This window comes from Campylobacter novaezeelandiae, assembly GCF_004323845.1.
GTDB lineage: Bacteria > Campylobacterota > Campylobacteria > Campylobacterales > Campylobacteraceae > Campylobacter_D > Campylobacter_D novaezeelandiae.
This window is the reverse complement of the sequence record NZ_QPGR01000011.1, coordinates 32,327-53,422: the sequence shown is the minus strand read 5'-3', so window position 1 is coordinate 53,422 and position 21,096 is coordinate 32,327. Positions and strand designations below refer to the sequence as shown.

The 21,096-nt window shown below is 27.5% G+C and carries 22 protein-coding genes; 14 read left to right on the top strand and 8 right to left on the bottom strand.

All coding sequences use genetic code 11. The features are described from left to right. Window positions 1-118 precede the first annotated feature (118 nt). Window positions 119-1,093 (top strand): GDP-mannose 4,6-dehydratase, encoded by a 975-nt coding sequence (locus tag DU473_RS06195; RefSeq protein WP_131186747.1) that lies wholly within the window; start codon window positions 119-121, stop codon window positions 1,091-1,093. Further along, window positions 1,086-2,228 (top strand): LegC family aminotransferase, encoded by a 1,143-nt coding sequence (locus DU473_RS06190; protein ID WP_131186746.1) that lies wholly within the window; start codon window positions 1,086-1,088, stop codon window positions 2,226-2,228. The genes DU473_RS06195 and DU473_RS06190 overlap by 8 nt, the downstream gene beginning before the upstream one ends. 27 nt (window positions 2,229-2,255) lie before the next feature. Here DU473_RS06190 and DU473_RS06185 read toward each other — a convergent pair whose 3' ends face one another. Then, complete coding sequence (locus DU473_RS06185; RefSeq protein WP_131186745.1) at window positions 2,256-3,584, bottom strand: major outer membrane protein; 1,329 nt, start codon at window positions 3,582-3,584, stop codon at window positions 2,256-2,258. 124 nt (window positions 3,585-3,708) lie between these two features. Between DU473_RS06185 and DU473_RS06180 the strand changes: the two genes are divergently transcribed. From DU473_RS06180 to DU473_RS06160, 5 genes are read left to right on the top strand one after another with little or no spacing between them, the layout of a single operon-like run. Beyond that, entirely contained in the window at window positions 3,709-5,739 is a 2,031-nt protein-coding gene (locus DU473_RS06180; protein ID WP_131186744.1) for a capsule polysaccharide biogenesis protein, read from the top strand. A gap of 24 nt (window positions 5,740-5,763) precedes the next feature. Then, entirely contained in the window at window positions 5,764-6,954 is a 1,191-nt protein-coding gene (gene kpsS / locus DU473_RS06175) for a capsule polysaccharide modification protein KpsS (protein ID WP_131186743.1), read from the top strand. Window positions 6,955-7,007: 53 nt separating this feature from the next. Continuing rightward, complete coding sequence (locus tag DU473_RS06170; protein WP_131186749.1) at window positions 7,008-8,132, top strand: DUF829 domain-containing protein; 1,125 nt, start codon at window positions 7,008-7,010, stop codon at window positions 8,130-8,132. A 1-nt stretch (window position 8,133) separates the two neighbouring features. Then, window positions 8,134-9,501, top strand: coding sequence for a cytochrome P450 (locus DU473_RS06165; RefSeq protein ID WP_131186742.1), 1,368 nt, complete (start codon window positions 8,134-8,136; stop codon window positions 9,499-9,501). Beyond that, window positions 9,498-9,854 carry a hypothetical protein gene (locus tag DU473_RS06160; RefSeq protein WP_131186741.1) on the top strand — a complete coding sequence of 119 codons (357 nt, stop codon included), beginning with the start codon at window positions 9,498-9,500 and terminating at the stop codon, window positions 9,852-9,854. Before DU473_RS06165 ends, DU473_RS06160 begins: the two co-directional genes overlap by 4 nt. On the opposite strand, the gene DU473_RS06155 is transcribed toward DU473_RS06160, so the two are convergent. Genes DU473_RS06155 through fliL form a run of 3 tightly spaced genes read right to left on the bottom strand, consistent with a single transcriptional unit; the run spans window position 9,855 to window position 11,373 of the window. Beyond that, window positions 9,855-10,478: a hypothetical protein gene (locus tag DU473_RS06155; protein ID WP_131186740.1), complete on the bottom strand. Its 624-nt coding sequence runs from the start codon at window positions 10,476-10,478 to the stop codon at window positions 9,855-9,857. Next, window positions 10,479-10,832: a holo-ACP synthase gene (gene acpS / locus DU473_RS06150; RefSeq protein WP_131186739.1), complete on the bottom strand. Its 354-nt coding sequence runs from the start codon at window positions 10,830-10,832 to the stop codon at window positions 10,479-10,481. It lies immediately after the preceding gene. Window position 10,833: 1 nt separating this feature from the next. Further along, window positions 10,834-11,373, bottom strand: coding sequence for a flagellar basal body-associated protein FliL (fliL, locus tag DU473_RS06145; RefSeq protein WP_131186738.1), 540 nt, complete (start codon window positions 11,371-11,373; stop codon window positions 10,834-10,836). Window positions 11,374-11,465: 92 nt separating this feature from the next. Between fliL and DU473_RS06140 the strand changes: the two genes are divergently transcribed. Together DU473_RS06140 and DU473_RS06135 are read left to right on the top strand one after the other, a co-directional pair. Continuing rightward, complete coding sequence (locus DU473_RS06140) at window positions 11,466-12,845, top strand: phosphomannomutase/phosphoglucomutase (protein ID WP_131186737.1); 1,380 nt, start codon at window positions 11,466-11,468, stop codon at window positions 12,843-12,845. A gap of 30 nt (window positions 12,846-12,875) precedes the next feature. Next, complete coding sequence (locus DU473_RS06135) at window positions 12,876-13,253, top strand: DUF1090 family protein (protein WP_131186736.1); 378 nt, start codon at window positions 12,876-12,878, stop codon at window positions 13,251-13,253. Here DU473_RS06135 and rsfS read toward each other — a convergent pair. Next, window positions 13,250-13,579: a ribosome silencing factor gene (gene rsfS, locus DU473_RS06130; RefSeq protein WP_131186735.1), complete on the bottom strand. Its 330-nt coding sequence runs from the start codon at window positions 13,577-13,579 to the stop codon at window positions 13,250-13,252. The genes DU473_RS06135 and rsfS overlap by 4 nt on opposite strands. Window positions 13,580-13,587: 8 nt before the next feature. Then, window positions 13,588-14,151 (bottom strand): nicotinate (nicotinamide) nucleotide adenylyltransferase, encoded by a 564-nt coding sequence (gene nadD / locus DU473_RS06125; protein ID WP_131186734.1) that lies wholly within the window; start codon window positions 14,149-14,151, stop codon window positions 13,588-13,590. A 59-nt stretch (window positions 14,152-14,210) separates the two neighbouring features. Between nadD and gap the strand changes: the two genes are divergently transcribed. Genes gap through DU473_RS06100 form a run of 5 tightly spaced genes read left to right on the top strand, consistent with a single transcriptional unit; the run spans window position 14,211 to window position 19,559 of the window. Further along, a complete protein-coding gene (gap, locus tag DU473_RS06120; protein ID WP_131186733.1) occupies window positions 14,211-15,206 on the top strand; it encodes a type I glyceraldehyde-3-phosphate dehydrogenase in 996 nt (331 codons plus the stop codon). Between the two features lies 1 nt (window position 15,207). Then, on the top strand, window positions 15,208-16,410 hold the full coding sequence (locus DU473_RS06115) for a phosphoglycerate kinase (RefSeq protein WP_131186732.1): 1,203 nt from the start codon (window positions 15,208-15,210) through the stop codon (window positions 16,408-16,410). Further along, the gene (locus tag DU473_RS06110; protein ID WP_131186731.1) at window positions 16,407-17,087 is read left to right on the top strand and encodes a triose-phosphate isomerase; all 681 of its coding nucleotides are present in this window, start codon (window positions 16,407-16,409) and stop codon (window positions 17,085-17,087) included. Before DU473_RS06115 ends, DU473_RS06110 begins: the two co-directional genes overlap by 4 nt. Next, complete coding sequence (fabI, locus tag DU473_RS06105) at window positions 17,081-17,896, top strand: enoyl-ACP reductase FabI (protein WP_131186730.1); 816 nt, start codon at window positions 17,081-17,083, stop codon at window positions 17,894-17,896. The genes DU473_RS06110 and fabI overlap by 7 nt, the downstream gene beginning before the upstream one ends. Before the next feature lie 10 nt (window positions 17,897-17,906). Next, window positions 17,907-19,559, top strand: a complete 1,653-nt coding sequence (locus DU473_RS06100) for a hydrogenase small subunit (RefSeq protein WP_131186748.1) — start codon at window positions 17,907-17,909, stop codon at window positions 19,557-19,559. Window positions 19,560-19,564: 5 nt separating this feature from the next. Here the strand turns inward: DU473_RS06100 and DU473_RS06095 are convergent, their stop codons facing one another. Further along, the gene (locus DU473_RS06095) at window positions 19,565-20,512 is read right to left on the bottom strand and encodes a phospholipase A (RefSeq protein ID WP_131186729.1); all 948 of its coding nucleotides are present in this window, start codon (window positions 20,510-20,512) and stop codon (window positions 19,565-19,567) included. Then, window positions 20,505-21,083: a molybdenum cofactor guanylyltransferase gene (locus DU473_RS06090; RefSeq protein WP_131186728.1), complete on the bottom strand. Its 579-nt coding sequence runs from the start codon at window positions 21,081-21,083 to the stop codon at window positions 20,505-20,507. The genes DU473_RS06095 and DU473_RS06090 overlap by 8 nt, the downstream gene beginning before the upstream one ends. Window positions 21,084-21,096 lie beyond the last annotated feature (13 nt).

The window sequence follows — 21,096 nt, the reverse complement described above, 5'->3', positions numbered from 1 at the left end:
TCAAAGAACATTTAGAATGGCTTAAAATGATATATGCACATATTAATGCACTTGAACTTGCTTTAATAAAAAACATTAAGCCTTTAGAAGAAGAGTTATATAAAAGGGGACTTGAGAAATGGATAAAAATATCCTAGTAAGCGGTGCAGATGGATTTATAGGTTCTCATCTTTGCGAAAGTTTAGTTTTAAAGGGTTTTAAAGTTAAGGCTTTAGTGCAATATAATTCTTTTAACTCCTATGGACATTTGGAAAAAAGCCCTTATCTTAAAGAAATGGAGATCATAAGCGGGGATTTAAGGGATAGTTTTTTTTGTGAAAAATTAGTTCAAGATGTAGATATTATTTTTCATTTGGGTGCTTTAATTGCTATTCCTTATTCTTATATGGCTCCTAAAAGTTATGTTGATACTAATGTAAGTGGGACTTTAAATCTTTTAGAAGCAGCAAAAAAAAGTGGTATTGAACTTTTTATTCATACTTCAACAAGTGAAGTATATGGGAGCGCTCTTTATGTTCCTATTGATGAAAAGCATCCTTTACAACCTCAAAGTCCTTATTCAGCAAGTAAGATTGCAGCTGATATGATGGCTCTTAGTTATTATCATTCTTTTAATCTTCCACTTATTATTGCAAGACCTTTTAATACTTATGGTCCAAGACAAAGTGCAAGAGCTATTATTCCTACAATTATTACGCAAATTTTAAACAAAGAAAAAGAATTAAAATTAGGAGATCTTACGCCTACAAGGGATTTAAATTTTGTTTTAGATACTTGCGAAGGTTTTATTTCTTTGCTTAAATTAAAAAATTATGGAGAAGTTTTTAATATAGGAAGTTCTAAAGAGTATTCTATGCAAGAAGTTGTTATGCTGATTAAGAAACTTTTAAATTCAGATATAAAAATTATTCAAGATGAGCAAAGATTGCGCCCTAAAAACAGTGAAGTATTAAGGCTTTGTTGCGATAGTTCAAAACTTTTTAATGCAACAGGTTGGAAAAGCAAAATAAGTTTAGAAGAAGGGCTTCAAAAAAGTATAGAATATTTTAAAGAAAATTTAAGTTCTTATAAAAGTAATATTTATAATGTTTGAAAAAGAAATTGATTTTATCAAAGGACTTTTTTCTCAAAAAAAAGAAATTGCTCTTCATGAACCTTGTTTTATAGGTAATGAGAAAAAATACCTTGAACATTGTATTGATAGCGGTTTTGTTTCAAGCGTTGGAGAGTTTGTTTATAAATTTGAAAATAAAATTAAACAAATTACAAATTCTCCTTTTGTTGTTGCAACAAATTCTGGAACTTCAGCTTTGCATTTAGCACTTTTAGCTTATGATATCAATGAAGATAATGAGGTAATTACTCAAGCTATTAGTTTTGTAGCTACGGCTAATGCCATTGCTTATACTGGTGCAAAGCCTATTTTTTTAGATGTAGACAAAGAAAGTTTGAGCCTTGATCCTAAGGCTTTAGAAAATTTTCTAAAAGAAAATACCTATCAAAAAGACTATAAAACTTTTAATAAAATCACACACAAACATATAAAAGCTTGTGTGATAATGCATACTTTTGGTTTGGCTGCAAAACTTAAAGAACTAATAAAAATTTGTGAAAATTATCATTTAATTCTTATAGAAGATAGTGCTGAAGCTTTAGGAAGTACGTATAATAATAAGGCTTTGGGAACTTTTGGATCTTGTGGAATTTTAAGTTTTAATGGTAATAAAATTGTAACAGGGGGTTGTGGGGGAGCTCTTTTATGTCATAATGAAGATATTGCAAAAAAGGCTAAGCATTTAAGCACTACTGCTAAAATCAATCATCCTTATGAATATGAGCACGATTTAATAGCTTATAATTATAGACTTTGTAATATCAATGCAGCTTTGCTTCTTGCACAGCTTGAAAATTTGGAGTTTTTTTTAAAAAATAAAAGAGAATTATCTATTTTATATAAAAACTTTTTTAAAAATAATGAATTTTTAACCTTTATTGATGAAACCTTGGATTCAAAAAGTAATTTTTGGCTTAATGCAGTAATCTTTAAAGATGAGGATTTAAGAAATATTTTTATCAAAGAATGTTTTGAGAATAATATTTTCGTGCGTCCTGTATGGAAAAGTTTAGCATCTTTAAAAATGTATAAAGATTGTCAAAATGATGGATTGCTTTATACTAAAATTTTAGAAAAAACTTTAGTTAATCTTCCAAGTAGTGTAAGATTATAATAAAACGCAAAAATGCGTTTTATTATTTTAAAATTTATATAGAGCTTCAAGGCGAACAGTGTTTTTTTCTCCTTCATCATGTAAAGCTTTTACTTTAGCATAAGAATACCAAGTTCTAAAGGTAAGTTTAGGAGAATATTTATAATCTATTCTTGCAACAGATTCAAGTTTTTTTCCTGCTCTTCCAGCTACAGCTGAGAGATCACCTGATTTAGTTCCACCATAAACAAAATCTGCCCCTAAGCGCAATACTTCATTAAAGGTATATCCAGCACTTGCAAAAGCAAAAAGATTTTCACCAGTATCTCCATTAAGTTTAGAGCCATCAGAATAAAAAATTTCTTCACCTGCTAGAAGAGATTTTAAGTTTCCTTGATCTTCTATAACTACCATATTAACGCCATTTTTATCCCCGTAATAAACTCCACCTAAACTTGCATCAATACTATTGATTGTGATTGTTCCTTTTAGGGCAAAAAAGTTACTATTTTTAAAACCTAGATCTTTTAAGCTACTTTCAATAACTTTATTTCCAAGATATGCTCCTTGTAAATTCCAATTAAGATTATCAAAAATATCTGTATTGTAATTAAATTTAAAAGCATAAAACAAAAAAGAATTATTGAGATAAGAGAGCCAAAGCTCTGGATTAAAATTTCCACCTAATAAATTATAATTTCCAAGTATAGCTCCACCATAAAAATTTTCATTATAAGTTTTTTCATCTAGAATATATTGAGCATTACCATAAAAGTCATTAGGTTGTTCATCTGTACCAAAACTATCAATAGCAAAGGCTAAAAAATTTAAATGATCAAAACTATTGTTTGTAATTTTAATCCCTGTTCCAACTAAACCATCTATACTATTATCAGTCCAAATAGTATTTAATTGTTGTTTACCTAAAATAATATTTGTATTAAAATCATCAATTGCATAAGTTAGGTAAAGCTGGCGTACAGAAAACCCTGTTTGAGTATCACTGATATTAGGATTGTAATTTGGATTTAATGACCCATCTGGCAATGTTGGATTTCCATCGTAAGCACCATATCCACCATCTTTAGCACTATAATTAAATTGTATAAAAAGCTTAAAATTATCAGCTATAGCACCACTAAAGTTGATTTGTGCTTTATAATTATGCATTTGTTTATCTTTAATATAACCTGCACCAACGTTATCTAAAAAACCACGACTTGAAATATTGTGGAAATTTCCACTTGCACTATCATAACGATATCTTAAAGCTCCAGAAACATCTACATCTTTAATTGCTTCTTCTAAAGGAGTAGCATTTAAATAAGTAACACTTAATAAGGCTGTTACTGGATATAGTATTGATTTTAGTTTCATTGAAACATCCTTAATTATTTTAAAGTTATTTTATATTATATTAAGAAAATTTAAAGTAAAGCTTTATTTATAAAATACAAAATAAATGTTAGAATATTATTTTAAATAAATTTTTAAGGTTTATATGAATTTATATTCTACTTCTAAACGACTTATTAAAAATGTTAAAAATTTCTATAAAATTAAATTATATTCTTTTTTTAATGTGAAAGATAATAGTATTTTTTTAGGCTGGGGGCGTAAAAAATCTGGTCTAAAGGCTATTTCTTTAGCTAAAAGACATAAAGGTTCGTTTTTGCTTTTAGAAGATGGTTTTATAAGGTCTTTAAATTTGGGTCTTTATAATTCTCCAAGCTTTAGTATAGTAGAGGATGATGTAGGAATTTATTATGATAGTAATGAAGCATCAAGACTTGAAAATTTATTAAATAATCATACTTTTGATTCTTTATTATTACAAAAAGCTAAAAAAGCTATAGCTTTGATTCAAAAATATGAAATTACCAAATACAACAATACTCTTGAAATCCCCAAAAATTTTTTTAAAAAACATGAAAAGCGTGTTTTAATCATCACTCAAGTTGATAAAGATGCCTCTTTAAAATATGGTCAAGCATTGAGCTTTAGTACAAATGATATGATACAAGATGCTATTAATGAAAATAAAGATGCTAAAATTTACATTAAAATTCATCCTGATGTTTTAAGTGGTAAAAGAAAAAGTGATTTTGATTTAAATCTTTTACCTGAAAATTGTGAACTTATTAGCAAAAATTATAATCCCATTGCTTTATTAAAATATTTTTCTAAAGTTTATACCAAAACTTCTACTATGGGTTTTGAAGCTTTAATACTTGGTTGTAAATGCGTGTGTTATGGTTTGCCTTTTTATGCAGGATGGGGATTGACTATAGATAAATTAGTATGTCAAAGAAGAAAAGCAAAAAGAACATTAGAAGAAGTATTTGCTGCAAGTTATTTGCTTTATCCGCGTTATTTTAATCCTTATTTAAATCAAAAAAGTGATATTTTTGATACTATTTATACTTTAAATCGTTATAAAAATATAGAAAAAATAAATTCAAAGCGTCTTTTTTTTCTAGGTTTTGCTCTATGGAAAAGAAGGTTTATTAAGCCTTTTTTTACAGCTCAAACCAATAAAATTATTTTTGTTAATTCTATAAAAGCTTTATTTAAATTTAATATCACTAAAGAGGATAAATTTTTTATTTGGGGCTATAAATTTAAAAAAGAAGAATTAAGAAAATATTTTAAAGAAAATCAAATTTATTTTGTTGAAGATGGATTTATAAGATCTATTTCTTTAGGATCTGATCTTACAAGAGCCTTTTCTTTGGTTGTAGATAGTAAATCATTTTATGTGGATCCAAGTAAAGAAAGTGATCTTGAAAATATTTTGCAAAATTATGAATTTGATGAGAATTTAATCCAAAGAGCTAGAAATTTAATTGAAAAATTAAAAGTAAATAAAATTTCAAAATATAATGGTTTAAAACACCAAGAACTTTTTTTAAAAGCAGATAAAAATCAAAAAGTTATTTTAATTCCTGCTCAAGTAGAAGATGATGTTTCGATGATTTTAGGGGGAATGGGTTTTAATACAAAAGATTTGATTAAAGAGGTGCGTCTTAAAAATCCTAAAGCCTATATAATTTTTAAGCCTCATCCAGATGTTTTAAGCGGAAATCGTAAAGGTTTAAAAGATGAAAGAATTATTTTAGAATTTTGTGATGAAATTATAAAAGATGTGAGTATAGATAGTGCGATTAATGTAAGTGATGAAATTCATACTATTACTTCAACTTCCGGTTTTGATGCGCTTTTAAGAGGGAAAAAAGTTTTTACTTATGGTTTGCCTTTTTATGCAGGATGGGGGCTTACGCAAGATAAACATAATATAACAAGAAGAACTAGAAAATTAAGTATAGAAGAGCTTGTAGCAGCTACTTTAATAATATATCCAAGATATATAAATCCTATAAATAAGCATTTATGTGAAATTGAAGTTACTTTAGATATAATGCAAAAAATGCAAAATATTTACTTTTCAAAATGGTGGATTAAATTAGGCATAGATATTAGGATTTTCATTATAAGGAAAATAAGAAGAATTTTTGAAAAGATCATAGATTAACTGGGGGGGGGTATCCCTATTTGTATGAATTTTAGTAAAAAAATAAAAGAAGAATTTAGTAATAAAAATATTGTTCTTTTACAAGGACCTGTTGGAAATTTTTTTAAACGCTTATCTTGCGAGTTAAAAAAAAATAATGCTCAAGTAAGTAAAATTAACTTCAATGGCGGAGATTTCTTTTTTTATCCTAAAGGTTTTATTTATAAAAATGATAAAGAACAATTAGAAAATTTTTATAAAAATTTTTTTATTCAAAAACAAGTTCAAGCTATTATTATGTATAATGATTGTAGATTTATACATCAAGTAGCTATAAAAGTTGCTAAAGAAATGAAAATTAAAATTTGGGTTTTTGAAGAAGGATATATAAGACCTAATTTTATAACTTTTGAAGAAAATGGAGTTAATGCGAATTCAAGTGCTCCAAGAGATAAAAATTTTTATCTCTATTATAATGCTAAAAAAGAAAAAAATTTTGGGTTAAGTTCTACTTTTAGTTCAATGGCATTTCAATCTTTTTTGTATTGGTTTTTTGCTTTTATTTTGGCCCCGTTTTTTAATAATAAACTTCATCATAGATCTTTAAGCCCTTTTGAAATGTTTTTTTGGTTTTTATCTTTAGGAAGGAAATTACTTTATAAAGTAACCGAAAAAAAACTTAATAAAAAAATTTATAGTCTTGATAAAAAGTATTTCTTAGCTATATTGCAAGTTTACAATGACACACAAATTATTTATCATTATAAAAAAAGTATGGAAGAATTTATAGAAGAGAATATTATTTCTTTTGCTAATCATGCAAGAGCTAAACATTATCTCGTTTTTAAACATCATCCTATGGATAGAGGGTATAAAAACTATTCTTCTTTAATTAAATCTTTAAGTCAAAAGTATCATGTTGAAGGACGTATTTTGTATATACACGATGCTCATTTGCCCACTCTTTTAAAACAAGCTTTAGGTTGTATCACTATAAATTCTAGTGTTGGAATTTCTGCTTTAATGTATGATTGCCCTCTTAAAGTTTGTGGCAATGCTTTTTATAACATCGATGGTTTAGCTTACCCAAAAAAGCTTCGATTTTTTTGGAGAGAAGCACATGCTTATAAGCCAAATTTAAAGCTTTTAGAAAATTTTAGAGCTTATTTAATTGAAAAAAATCAAATAAATGGGAGTTTTTATAAAAATTCTTTTTTATTTACTAATAAGGAATAAAATAGTTTTCTTAATATTTTAAAAATATATTTTAAATTTAGGAAAGCATATTGTTGCAACGAGATGTGTTTTATTTAGCGGGTTATGATCCTAGGACTTATAGGTTTTATTATTCTTTATTTAAAAAGAATTTAAACCAGTACAAAGATAGATTTAATATAGATGCACAACTTTCTAAAAGTTTGATACAACAAAATGATATTTATTGGAATATAGAAGGAAAAGATTATCAAACAAAATATCATTTTTTAGCTTGGAATGATATTGTAAAAATTAATTGGTCTGAAAATTTCAAAGATGCTCTTTTAGATTGTTATAGTTTTTTTAGGATTTATACTATTACAGGACTTTTTATTAAATTTGGAAAAGCTTCTATATATCAATTAATAACAGGATATTATCCTTTTTTCTATGTCATTTTCTCCTTGTGTTTAGCTTTAATTTGTGGCGGATCTGTTTTTTTGTTGGCTCAAATTTATATACATTTTGTTTTTGCTGCACTTTTTGCTGTATTTGTATTTTATATAGTGAATCGATTTTTATTTAATTATGGTAGAAAACTAGCAGTTTTTTGGATTTCTAGAATTTGTTCGTTTTGTGCAAATTGGCACAAACATAAAAAAGAACATTTAGAAGATAGGATTGAAAAATTTGCTTATTCTATTTTTGATATTTTAAAAAAAAATCAAAATAATAAAAATTATGAATTAATTTTAATAGCACATAGTGTAGGAACTATAATGTGTATTGAAATATTAGAACGCATTTTACATCTTTGCAAAGAAGAAAAAATTGACTTTTCAAAATTAAAAATTTTAACTCTTGGAGAATGTATTCCTTTGGTGAGTTTTCAAAAAAAATCTATTGATTTTAGGGAAAAGATGGAATTTGTAGGTGGTTTTGATTTGAAATGGTATGATTTTACTTCAGTGATTGATGGTGCTTGTTTTCCTTTGGTAGATTTTATGCAAGAAAGTGGGGTAAAGGCTCAATTTAAACCAAAATATTTATCTGCTAAATTTCATACTCTTTATGAAAAAAAATATTATAAAAAGATCAAAAAAAATAAAAATGATGCCCATTTTTTATATTTGTGGAGTATTCAATTAAAAGGAGATTACGATTTTTTTAATTTTGTTACAAATAATAAATTTTTAGAAGAAAAAATAAGGAGTTAATATGAGCCAATGTCCGTTTTTCCCAAAGCCTTATAAAACTAAAGCTTCAACCTTGCTTACTTTTTTACTTAAGCGTAGATCGTGGCTTGATGGACTTTATGAAAGAAGTTATAAGATGCAAACTGGTTATGTTAAAATGCCAAATTTTGATCTTTATGTGATTAATGATACTAAAGAAGTAAAGCGTATAATGATTGATGAGGTAAAAGAATTCCCAAAAAGTGAATTTTTACACCAACTTTTAAGTCCTTTATTGGGCGAGAGTATTTTTACAACAAATGGAGAGGTTTGGAGAAAACAGCGAGAACTTTTACGTCCAAGTTTTGAAATGACACGTATTAATAAGGTTTTTAATCTTATGAGCGAAGCCGTTGCTGATATGATGGGTCGTTTTGAAAAATATCATGATGAAAGTATTATAGAAGTGGATGAGGCTATGACATTTGTAACAGCTGATGTTATATTTAGAACTATTATGTCTTCAAAACTTGATGAGAAAAAAGGAAAAAAAGTTTTAGATGCTTTTGTAACTTTTCAAGAGCAAAGTGTTCATAGTGCTATGAGACGTATGTTTCGTTTTCCAAAATGGATTTCTTATATTTTAGGAGATAAAAAAAGACTACAAGCTGGTGAAATCATAAGAGAAGTTTTAAGTGAAATCATCAAGCCAAGATATGAGAGTTTTGATCCGCAAAATACAAATGAATTTGATATACTTGAGTCTTTACTCTGTGTAATAGATGCTAATACAAATAAAAGGTTCTCTTTTGAGGAAATTTTAGATCAAGTAGCAATGCTCTTTTTAGCTGGCCATGAAACAACAGCTAGTTCTTTAACTTGGACTTTGTATCTTTTAAGTTCATTTGAAGATGAGCAAGAGAAAGCTTATAAGGAGATTGAAGAGATTTTGCAAGGAAAAGATATCGAAATAACCCATTTAAAACAATTTAAAATTCTTACAAATATTTTTAAAGAATCTTTAAGGCTTTACCCTCCTGTGGGATTTTTTGCAAGAGAGGCAAAACAAGATACCAAAATAAGAGATAAATTTGTAAAAAAAGGTTCGGGAGTTGTTGTCGCTCCTTGGCTTATTCAAAGACATGAAAATTATTGGGAAAAACCAAATGAATTTAATCCTTCTCGTTTTGAAGGCGACTATAAAAAAGATGCCTATCTTCCTTTTGGTATGGGGGAAAGAATTTGCATAGGTCAGGCATTTGCTATGCAAGAAGCTATTTTAATTCTTGCTAATATTTTAAGAAAATATAAACTACAATTACAAGAAGGATTTATTCCAGATGTTGTAGGTAGATTGACTGTCCGTTCGGCTAATGGAATGAATATCAAATTTATCAAAAGGAAAAAATGAAAGAAAAATTAGCAGGAACTTTATTATTATGCGCCATTGTTCCTTTGGCTGTAATAGGTTATATTTTTATAGTTTTTGTTGGGATTTTTTTTAGCGTAAAAAGAGCAAGACAAGGTGTAAGAGCATTAGATCATTTTGTTAATGCAAGTTTATTTAATGGTTATGCATGGGAGAGTGTTTCTTCTCATGCGTGGAGAGAAAGACATCATAAAAGATGGGCTAGGGTGGTTATTAAGATCACTGATTTTTTTCAAAAAGATCATTGTAAAAGAGCCAATAAAAGAGAACAACCAGTTGTTGATTTAATTTTAAAAAGAGGTCTTGATAATCAAACTATAGGAAAGCAAGTTTAATCACTCATTTTCATTTAAATTAACTATAAAATCATTTATTTGCTCTTTATCTAAAAATTTTTTTTCATTAATTAAAAAGTTGATTTTTATTGTTTGGGCGCTAAAAGGGGATAAAATGGTAAAATAATGCCATTTTGATTCTTTTACGTTATCATAATAATTATATTGCGAAAAACTTCCTAAGCCGTAATTTTTATAAGGATATTTTTTATAAAATTCTTTAAAAATTTTAGGAATTTCATTGGTTATTATAAAAATAATTTTTTTATTAAATTTATCATTTTGATAAATATTTAATTCCTTAAAATCACTTTTTGGATGATAAATTTTTAAAATATCTAATAAAGAATTACTAGGATTTTTTAACTGGTTAATATTTATATCTAATTCTAAATTATCACTAATATGATAATTATCTTTTAAGAGTTCAAGTTTTAAACAATCTTGAGTTTTTATAACAAGTCTTGCTATACCTAAATTTGATAGATTTAGCATTATAAGTTTATTGAAATCTCTTTTGGTAAAAATATCAGGCATGATATTTTTTAATTCCTTATTTTCTATATTGGCATTGGATAAAAATTCTAAAAGTTTTGGTAAAAAATCAGGTTTTGAAAAAGGCATTTAATTCCTTGTTAATACAACAACTGCTATGGCAAAATTTCCATCGTGAGAGATACTAAGAGATTGTGAGCTAATATTGAATTTTTCTTTGATTTTTGATGAAAAATTAAGAACAGGTGCATTTTTTTTAGTTTTAGAAATTTGTATATCAAAAAAATCACATTCTAAAGAAATCCCTACTCCAAGAGCTTTTGAGGCAGCTTCTTTAGCTGCCCAAAATCCTGCTAAAGTTTTTGAATTTTTAATTAATTTTTGTTCTTCTATACTAAGAAATTTATCTAAAAAGTTTTTACCGTGTCTTTGATAAATTTTTTCTATTCTAGATATACAAACAATGTCACAACCTACTTCCATTTTAAGAAACTACAAAATCTGTAAAATAAACATTTTTAATAAAACCATCTGTCAAAATTTCATTAATCTTTCCAGTAATTTCATCTTTAAGTCTTTCTTTTCCCTTTGCAGTGCTTATCTCTTCAAAAGTTTTAGCTGTAAGCGTTCTAATAATGATATCTCTAATAATTGCAACTTTTTTATCAAGTTCTGGTTTTAAAAGTTCGGTGTTTTGCTCTAATTGTATCGTGCATTTTACATATCTTGAACCACTATCACTTAATAAATTTAAGGTAAAAGGATCAAGTGGATACATAGGGCCTATATTAGAAAAATCACTTCCTCTTTGTTGATTAGAAGCTTTAACCTTTGGTGTTTTATTTGTTGCCATTTCTTCTTTTGGAGCTTCTTTAACCTCGTTTTCATCTCCTGAAGAGGAACTAATAAGCCAAGCAATAATTCCCATCATACCAAGGAGCAATATAAATAATAAAACAACAATAATAATAACTAATAATCCACCTTTTTTCTTTTTTCCTTCGTTTTCTATTTCTTCATCCATCTTTTTTCCTTTTGACTTTTATAAATATTAATGTAAAATTGTAGCAAATTTTTTCTTTCTATACTAGATGTATAATTTATAAGGAGTTTTTTGTGTTTGATGTTATTTTTAGAGAATACGATATCAGAGGAATTTATAATAAAGAATTAAATGAAAAAAGTGTTAAAGCTATAGGATATGCTTTAGGACTTCTTATGCTTGAAAGATCTTGTAAAAACGTAAGTGTTGGTTATGATGCAAGATATAGCGCAAAAGAACTTTTTAATTATTTAGTAAGTGGTCTTAACAAAGCAGGAATAGAAGTTTATGATATAGGACTTGTTCCAACACCTTTAGGGTATTTTAGTCTTTATGAAGGATTTAAATTTGATGCAAACATTATGATAACAGGTTCTCATAATCCAAAAGACTATAATGGTTTTAAAATAACCATTCATAAAGAAAGTTTTTTTGGGAAAGAACTTAAAGAATTTTCTAAAGAAGTTTATAAATATTTAGATGATGAGATAGAAGATAATTTTAAAGTTAAAAAATATGATATTTTAAATGTTTATATATCTTATATGTGTGAACATTTTAAAACGCTTAAAAATTTTTCCTATCCTTTCGTTGTAGATTGTGCCAATGGAGCTGCTGGAGTGGTTATAGAAACTTTAATTAAAGAACTTCAGTTAAAAGCGCATATTTTATTTAAAGAACCTGATGGAAATTTTCCAAATCATTCTCCTGATCCAACTGAAGTTGAAAATTTAAAGCCTTTACAAGATTTTTTAAAAGAAAATGAAAATTGTCATTTAGGATTTGCTTTTGATGGAGATGCAGATAGATTAGTAGTTTTGAGTCAAAATCATATTTTTTGCGGAGATGAGCTTTGTTATCTTTTTGCTAAAAATATTAATAATCCTAGAGTTTTAGGTGAGGTTAAATGTAGTAAAAATCTTTTTGATGAGGTTTCGAAATTTGGAACTATATTTATGGGCAAGACAGGACATTCTAATATTAAGCAAATGATGAGAGAAAAAAATATCGATTTAGCGGCTGAAGTAAGCGGTCATATATTTTTTAAAGATAAATATTTTGGTTATGATGATGGAATTTATGCTCTTTTTAGAACTTTAGAACTTGCTTATAAGGGTTATGATTTAGAGAGTATGATAAATTCTTTACCTAAACTTTATGCGACACCAGAAATTAAAATTGCTGTAGAAGAAAAATTTAAATTTATTTTAGTGGATGAATTTAAAAAAGCTATAGAGAAGGGTGCCTTAAAAGATGTTAAATCTTTATGTGAAATAGATGGAGTAAGGATAGATTTTGGATATGGCTGGGCACTACTTCGTGCATCAAATACTAGCCCTTTTTTAATTATGCGTTTTGAAGCACAAAGCGAGGAAGAAGTAAAAAATCTTAAAAACATGGTAAATTCATTATTTGAGGATATTAATAAAAAATTTATGTTAACGGAATTATAATTTTCCCTTTAATTTCACAAAGGAGAATTAATGAAAAAAGTTATAGTATTTTTATTTGTTTTTTCTGGGTTGCTTTTTGCAAATGAGTGTGATAAAAAAATAGAACGCATTAATAAAGAGATTTCTTTTTCAAAAGCCAATGGAAATACTGCAAGAACATTAAGTCTTGAACTTGCTTTAAAACAAGTGCAAAATGATTGTGCAAAAGATCCTTTATTTTATGACAAAAAATTAGAAGCTAAGAAATTAAAAGAACAAGAAGTAGAAAAAATAGAACAACAGCTAAAAGAATTAAATAATCAAAAAGATTATATGAGTAAAGCTGAATATAAAGCTAAAAAAAGAGCTTTAAAAGATCAAAAAGATAAAATTAAAAAAGAGATTGAAGAGTATATAGATAATCTTTAATTCGATTTTAATCTCTTAAGATTTTCCAAAAGCTCCTCAATATTATAGATTGCGCGATATTGAGGGGTTAATAAGTGAATTAAAATATCTCCCAAATCAATCACTGACCAATCTTCTGAACTTTCTATATGTAAAAATGTTTCGTTTTGTTCCTTAAGTTTTATCTTTAGTTCGTCGATTAAAGATAAAGAATGCTTTTCTCCTAAAGTTGAAGCAATAATTACATATTTGACAAAATAATCTTCTTCTTGCATATCAAAACTTTTGATTTCTTCTGCTTTTTTATCATCTAAAATTTTAACAATTTGTTCAATTCTTTTTTGCATTTTAATCCTTAGTTTATTTTTATTGTATCAATTTTTTGTAATTTTAAGTAATACTCTTTTACTTCTTCTTTGATTTCATCACAAACTTCTTCTACTTCTAAAGTTGTTCTTATAAGTGTTGAAGAGATATTTATTTGTGTGTTTAGGTTTTTAAATTTTTTTGGAATTTCTATATTATCTCTTTGTGCAATAACAAATTCTACTTTTTTGCAAAGTTCTTGGTAATTATGCCATAGATGAAGTGTTGATAAGTGATCAGCCCCTATGATAAAATAAAGTTTTTCTGGTGTATAAAGTTTTAAAATATGATTTACGCTGATGATACTAGGAACAGGTTTTTTTTGATCAATTTCAAAACTAGAAATTTCAATTTTTTTCATTGAACCCCAAATTTTTTTTATCCAAGAAAGTCTTTGTTTCTCATCTGCTAAAAACTTATCCTTAAATGGGCTAATAAAGGTTGGCATAATAATAAGTTTATCAATATCCAAATTTTTTAAAGAGTGCATTACAACAGCGTTATGCCCTTTATGAGGAGGATCAAAACTTCCACCAAAAACTGCAATTTTCATTAAAATTTTAACCTTTTTTTTGTAGAATATTAGCATTTTATTTTGCAAAAGGAAATTAAATGGCTATAAAAGTTGCTATAAATGGTTTTGGACGTATTGGAAGATGCGTAGCAAGAATTATTTGCGAAAGAGAAGATGTTGAACTTGTGGCAATTAATGATACAACAGATATTGAGCTTATAAAATATCTTTTTAAATATGATACTGTTCATGGTTTATTTAAAGGTGAAGTAAGTAGTGATGATGAACATTTAATTATTAATGATAAAAAAATTAAAGTATTTAAAAGTCGCAATATTAAGGAACTTGATTTTGCAAAATATGGAGCAGAAGTTGTGTTAGAGTGCACAGGGGTTCATTTGCATAAAGAAAAATGTGAAGAGTTTTTAAATCAAGGCATTAAAAAAGTGATTATGAGTGCTCCGGCAAAAGATAATACTCCAACTTATGTTTTGGGGGTAAATTCTAATTCTTATAAAAATGAAAAAATCATTTCTAATGCAAGTTGTACTACAAATTGTTTAGGTCCTATTTGTCGCGTTTTAGAAGATAGTTTTGGTATAAAAAAAGGATTGATGAGCACAATCCATGCTTATACAAACGGACAAAGTCTTATTGATGCTAAAGCAAATGATAAAAGACGTAGCAGAGCAGCAGCGCAAAATATTATACCAACCTCTACAGGAGCTGCTAAAGCTATGAAGCTTGTAATGCCAGAGCTTGATGGGAAATTGCACGGTCAAAGCATGAGAGTCCCAGTGGCTGATGTATCAAGTGTGGATTTAACAGTATTGCTCGCAAGAAAAGTTAGTAAAGATGAAATAAATAATGCTTTTAGAGAAGCTGAAAAAACAACTTTAAAAGGCATTTTATGTGTAGATGATGAACAAAGAGTTTCAAGTGATTTTATCACCTCTTCTTATGGTGCTATTATTGCGAGTGATTTAACGCAGGTTATTGATGATGATTTGGCAAAGATTATAGCTTGGTATGATAATGAGTGGGGATATTCTTCACGTTTAGTTGATATGGCTGTTTTTATAATGAAGGCTTAAAATGGATAATATTATTTCTATAAAAGACATTGATCTAAATCAAAAAAAAGTTTTTATAAGATGTGATTTTAATGTCCCGCAAGATGATTTTTTAAACATTACAGATGATAGACGTATTCGATCGGCTATTCCAACTATAAGGTATTGTTTAGATAATAAATGTAGCATTATTTTAGCTTCTCATTTGGGGCGCCCTAAAGAGATTAGTTCAAAATACTCTTTAGAACCTATTGCTAAGAGATTGTCAAATCTTATAAACAAAGAGGTTTTACTTGCTAAAGACGTTATTGGAGAAGATGCGAAAAAAAAGGCTAGTGAATTAAAATCTGGTGAAATTTTAATGCTTGAGAATTTGCGTTTTGAAAAAGGCGAAACTAAAAATGATGAAAATTTAGCTAAAGAACTTGCATCTATGGCACAAATTTATATTAATGATGCTTTTGGGGTCTGTCATAGATCTCATGCAAGCGTTGAAGCAATTACAAGATTTTTTGATGATAAAACCAAATGTGCTGGTTTTTTGCTCCAAAAAGAAATTAATTTTGCAAGTAATCTTATAAAACATCCAACTAGACCTTTTGTAGCTGTTGTGGGTGGTTCAAAAGTTAGCGGGAAACTTCAAGCTTTAACCAATCTTTTACCAAAAGTTGATAAGCTTATTATAGGTGGAGGTATGGCCTTTACTTTTCTTAAGGCTCAAGGCTTTAATATAGGGAATTCTCTTTTAGAAGAGGAGCTTATAGAAGAAGCACAAAAAATTCTTCAAAGAGGAAAAGAATTAGGAGTTAAAATTTATTTACCAGTAGATGTAGTTGCAGCTCCTTCTTGTAGTGCTGATGCAGTAATGAAATTTACTCCAGCACAAGAAATTCCATCTAATTGGATGGGGCTTGATATTGGTCCTGCAAGTGTCCGTCTTTTTAAGGAAGTTATAGCAGATGCTCAAACAATTTGGTGGAACGGTCCTATGGGTGTATTTGAAATTGATAAATTCAGTAAAGGTAGTATAAAAATGAGCCATTATATTAGCGAGAGTCACGCAACTACTGTTATAGGTGGTGGCGATACTGCGGATGTTGTGGCGCGTGCTGGTGATGCTGATGAGGTTACTTTTATATCAACTGGTGGAGGTGCTTCTTTAGAGCTTATAGAGGGAAAAGAACTGCCAGGAATTAAACCTTTAAGAATAAAGGTTTATGAATGATTTTTGCTGCAAATTTAAAATGTAATCATACAAGATCCACTTTTAAACTTTATGCTGATCAATTAAATCGTTTATCTTGGGATAAAAACAACGAAATTATTGTTTTTCCTCCCAGCATAGCTTTTTTAGAGCAGGATTTAAATTTTACTCAAGGAGCACAAAATTTTTATCCTTGTATTAATGGAGCTTATACAGGTGAGATAGGAAAAGAGCATTTAGATGAGTTTGGTATAAAATGTGTTTTAATTGGGCATTCTGAAAGAAGAAAATTTGAAAATAATGATTTTATTAAAGAAAAATTTGATTTTGCAAAAAAATATGGTTTTAAAGTTATTTTTTGCATTGGTGAAGATATTAAAACTAAAAAAGAAAATAAAACAAATGAATTTTTAAGAAAACAATTAGAAAATATTGATTTAAAATACGATAAATTAATTATAGCTTATGAGCCTATTTATTCTATTGGAAGCGGCATTAGTGCTGATTTAAAAGATATAGAAAATGTATTAAATTTTTTAAACTCTTTGAGTAAAGCTAAGTTATTATATGGTGGCAGTGTGAATGAAAATAATATTGCCCAAATTTTAAATATTAATCATTGCGATGGGGTTTTAATTGGAACGGCTGCCTTAAAGATAGAAAATTTTATTAAATTAATAAAGGATAATTCATGTTAATGAAAGGTAAAAAAGGATTAATAGTAGGTATTGCTAATAATAAATCTATTGCTTATGGCATTGCAAAGGCTTGTGCAAGAGAAGGAGCTACGTTAGCCTTTACTTTTTTAAATGATGCTCTTAAAAAAAGGGTTGAACCTATAGCACAAGAATTTAATTCTAATTTTATATATGAACTAGATATTAATAAAGAAGAGCATTTAGCTAATTTGGCGTTTAATCTTAAAAAAGATTTGCAAAATATAGATTTTATTGTTCATGCTGTAGCCTTTGCTCCAAAAGAAGCATTGGAAAATTCTTTTTTAGAAACTTCAAAAGAAGCTTTTGATATTGCTATGCAGACTTCTGTTTATTCTTTGCTTTCTTTAACTAAGATTTTATTACCTCTTTTAAATGAAAATGGTTCGATTTTAACCTTGAGTTATTTAGGCGGGGTAAGATATGTGCCTCATTATAATGTTATGGGTGTTGCAAAGGCTGCTCTTGAAAGTTCTGTAAGGTATTTAGCAAGAGATTTAGGACAAAGAAAAATACGTATTAATGCTATTTCAGCCGGTCCTATTAAAACTTTGGCGGCAAGTGGCATAGGTGATTTTAGAATGATATTAAAATATAATGAAACCAATGCACCACTTAAACGAAATATTACCATAGATGAGGTTGGAAACTCTGCACTTTATTTACTTAGTGATTTAGCAAGTGGAGTTACAGGTGAAATTCATTATGTGGATGCAGGTTTTAATATCATGGGTATGAGTGATATTGAAATTGATGAAAATGGTTGCACAAAAATATGTGGAAGTAATTAATATTAGGGAAATTAATATGGCAAACAATGATGAATTAAAAATTATACTTGAAAATCAAATTGAAAAATTATTAAGTTCTAATAATAAAGAAGAAAAAAGTATTAATGAAGAAAGCCTTAAAAGCGTTATGAAACATTTAGGTTTAAGTAACGATTTAATCCCTTTGGCTAAAAAAGTTTTTGAATTAGCTCCAAAAACTAAGGTTCTTTGGCTCCATCTTTGTGAATGTACGGGTTGTTCTGAAAGCTTATTAAGAAGTGCAAGCCCTAGTTTTGATGAATTAATTTTTGATTTTATTTCTCTAGATTATCATGAAACTTTAATGGCTGCTAATGGAAGTAAAGCTGAGGAATTATTAGAAAATCTTTTAGAAGAAGAATTTATTTTGGCCGTAGAAGGTGCAGTAGCAGCTATTGATACTTTTTTCTTAACTATAGGTGCACACGCAGAAAGTGGTTATGAGATTTTAGAAAAGGTTGCTAGAAAAGCTAACGCAATTTTTGCTATAGGTACTTGCTCTTCTTTTGGAGGAATTCAAGCTGCTTATCCTAATCCATCAAAAACTTGTGGAATTTCTGAAGTTTTAACACAAAAAGTTGTTAATATTCCAGGTTGTCCTCCAAGTGATATTAATATAGTAGCAAATTTAATATTTTTCTCACTTTTTAAAATTTTACCAGAACTTGATAGTCAAAACCGTCCTTTATGGGCATATGGAAAATGTTTGCATGATTTGTGTGAGAGAAAAGCTAAATTTGAAAGTGGAGAATTTGCTGAACATTTTGATGATGAAGCAGCTAAAAATGGTGCTTGCTTATTTAAAGTAGGTTGCAAAGGTCCTTATACTTATAATAATTGTCCAAAAGTTAAATTTAATGCTAAAACTTCGTGGCCAGTTGCTTCTGGGCATGGTTGTATAGCTTGTAGCGAAAAGGATTTTTGGGATGATTTTGGTTTTCTTGAAAAACCTATGGCAAATGCTTTTGCTTATGCAAAGTTTTCACAAAAAAATGAAAATAAAATTCTTAAAAATTATAATCTTACATATGAAGATTTAAAAAACACAATCAAAGAAGATGAAATTGTGCTTTCGTTAAAAGAAAATAGTGAAATTTTATATAAAGACGAAAAGCAAAATATTTGTAATTTTTTGAATTTTGAATTTGAAAGTAATCTTAAGATAGTTTTAAACAATATATCTAAAAATAAACTTGGAGCTAAACTTGTAGAAAATTACTCAAAGCAATTTCCATCACAATACAATTTTATACAAGAAAATTTCAATGAAGAATCTATGCCTTCAAAAGATATATGGAAATTTTTTGAACTTAATTTTATTTTAGCAAAGGGAAAATTTTTAGAAGATAAAAAAGAATTTATAGATTATGCTTTAAATTACCATTTTAAACATCCAAGTCCTTATGATTTTAAACTTTCTATTAATGAAATGGAGGCAAAACTCGATGTAAGTAAGTCTTTAAGAATGCCTTTAATTTATCTTTGTGGTGGACTTGATTTTGAAGGTATTGCTTTTAGCTGTTTAAAAGCTTTTGGAAAAAGTATTATTAAAATCAATGAAAATTTTAAGGATAAAAGATTAGCTTTAAATATTAATGAAGAATTAAATTCAGCTTTTTTACAAGAGCTTTTAATTCATTCTTGATTTCTTTAATAAGAAATCAAGAATCCGCTTGATAACCTTTGAACTTTTTTATTAAAGTCGATTAAACTTTCCCCGTATCCATTAAAATATTGCAAATACCAATATATACCATTATCAAATAAATCATAACCTAAATCAATTTGTAAAGCCCCTTTGTTATTTGAAAATTTAAGATTATTTCTAATAAGTGTATTTACAAAGAATTTTTTATTAAAATAGGTTAAATTAATATCGAAATTCCCCATATAATGAATAATTGCTGGATTATCATCAGTGTTTTTGCTTTCTGGAATTCTATACCAAATACGAGGAGTAAATAAAAAATTCCCGTATAAAAAAGAGCTACTAAGATAAATTCTATTCCATGATCTTGATCTTAAATTTTCATCTCCTTGTCCATTGGATTCGTGTAGTAATCCTAAGCGTAAATTTTTAAATATTTCATTATTTTGTGGAAAATCAACAAAAAACTCTGGTTGGTAGTTTGTTTCTCTAAAAGGAGAAGAGTGATTATAAATTTGCCACCATGAAGTTTGAGTATAAGCTATATAATATTTCTCGTTTAAACCAAACAAATTTTCAAATAAATGTTTTTTTATACTGATTTGAAATTTTGCTTCCATTTTGTTATAGTCTTGATTAGTGGACGCAAAATTATATGCTAAGGGTAGAAAATAATTCATTTTGTAAGTTTTTATTCCAAAGGCGTTTAATTTCCCTTTTTCTATATAATCTGTCAAGTTAGTTTTGGATTCTTGTTTGACTGAAATAGCATCTTTATTTTTTAATGTTGTGTTTGAGTCTATATTTAAATGCTGTTCTCTTAAGGCTAGTTTTTTATAAATTTGCATAGCCTTTTTAAATTCACCTTTTTGTTCATATTCTAAAGCTTTTTGAAAATCATTAGCATATAAAATTGCACTCAATAGTATAAATAACAAAAATTTATTCATTTAATCTTCTTTTAAAAATTTCATATTCTTGATAAAAATTTAGATTAATAAAGGTATCTTCGTTATCAAAATATACTTTTTTAATCTTAACCTTATCAAGTAAGATCCCAATTTTATGTTCATTTTTTTCTAATAATTCTTTGCAAAGTGGAGCTAAAGAACTATGATAAAAACCACATAATGGATGATTATATTTTTTAGTTTTAGCAATAATGACTTTATAATCTTGTTTTGTAAATCGAGCTAGATGATCAATTTCTTTAAAACCAATATTAGGAGTATCAACACTAATAATAAAAACAAAATTATTTTTATAGCTTTTTAATATAGAGTAAAGAGCTAACATTGGGGAATATCCGTTAAAATTGGCATCATCTAATATTAATTTAAAAGCACCTTGAAATTTATCATTTTTAGCGCTAATAAAAACTTTTTTAAAAATGATAGAAAATTTTTCAAATTGAAATTGCGTAAGGGTCTTAGAGTCTAACATTAAAAGACTTTTATCTTGTCCCATACGACTTGACTTTCCTCCGCATAAAATAACACAATCAAAGTTTAATTTTTTCATCGATACCTTTAAA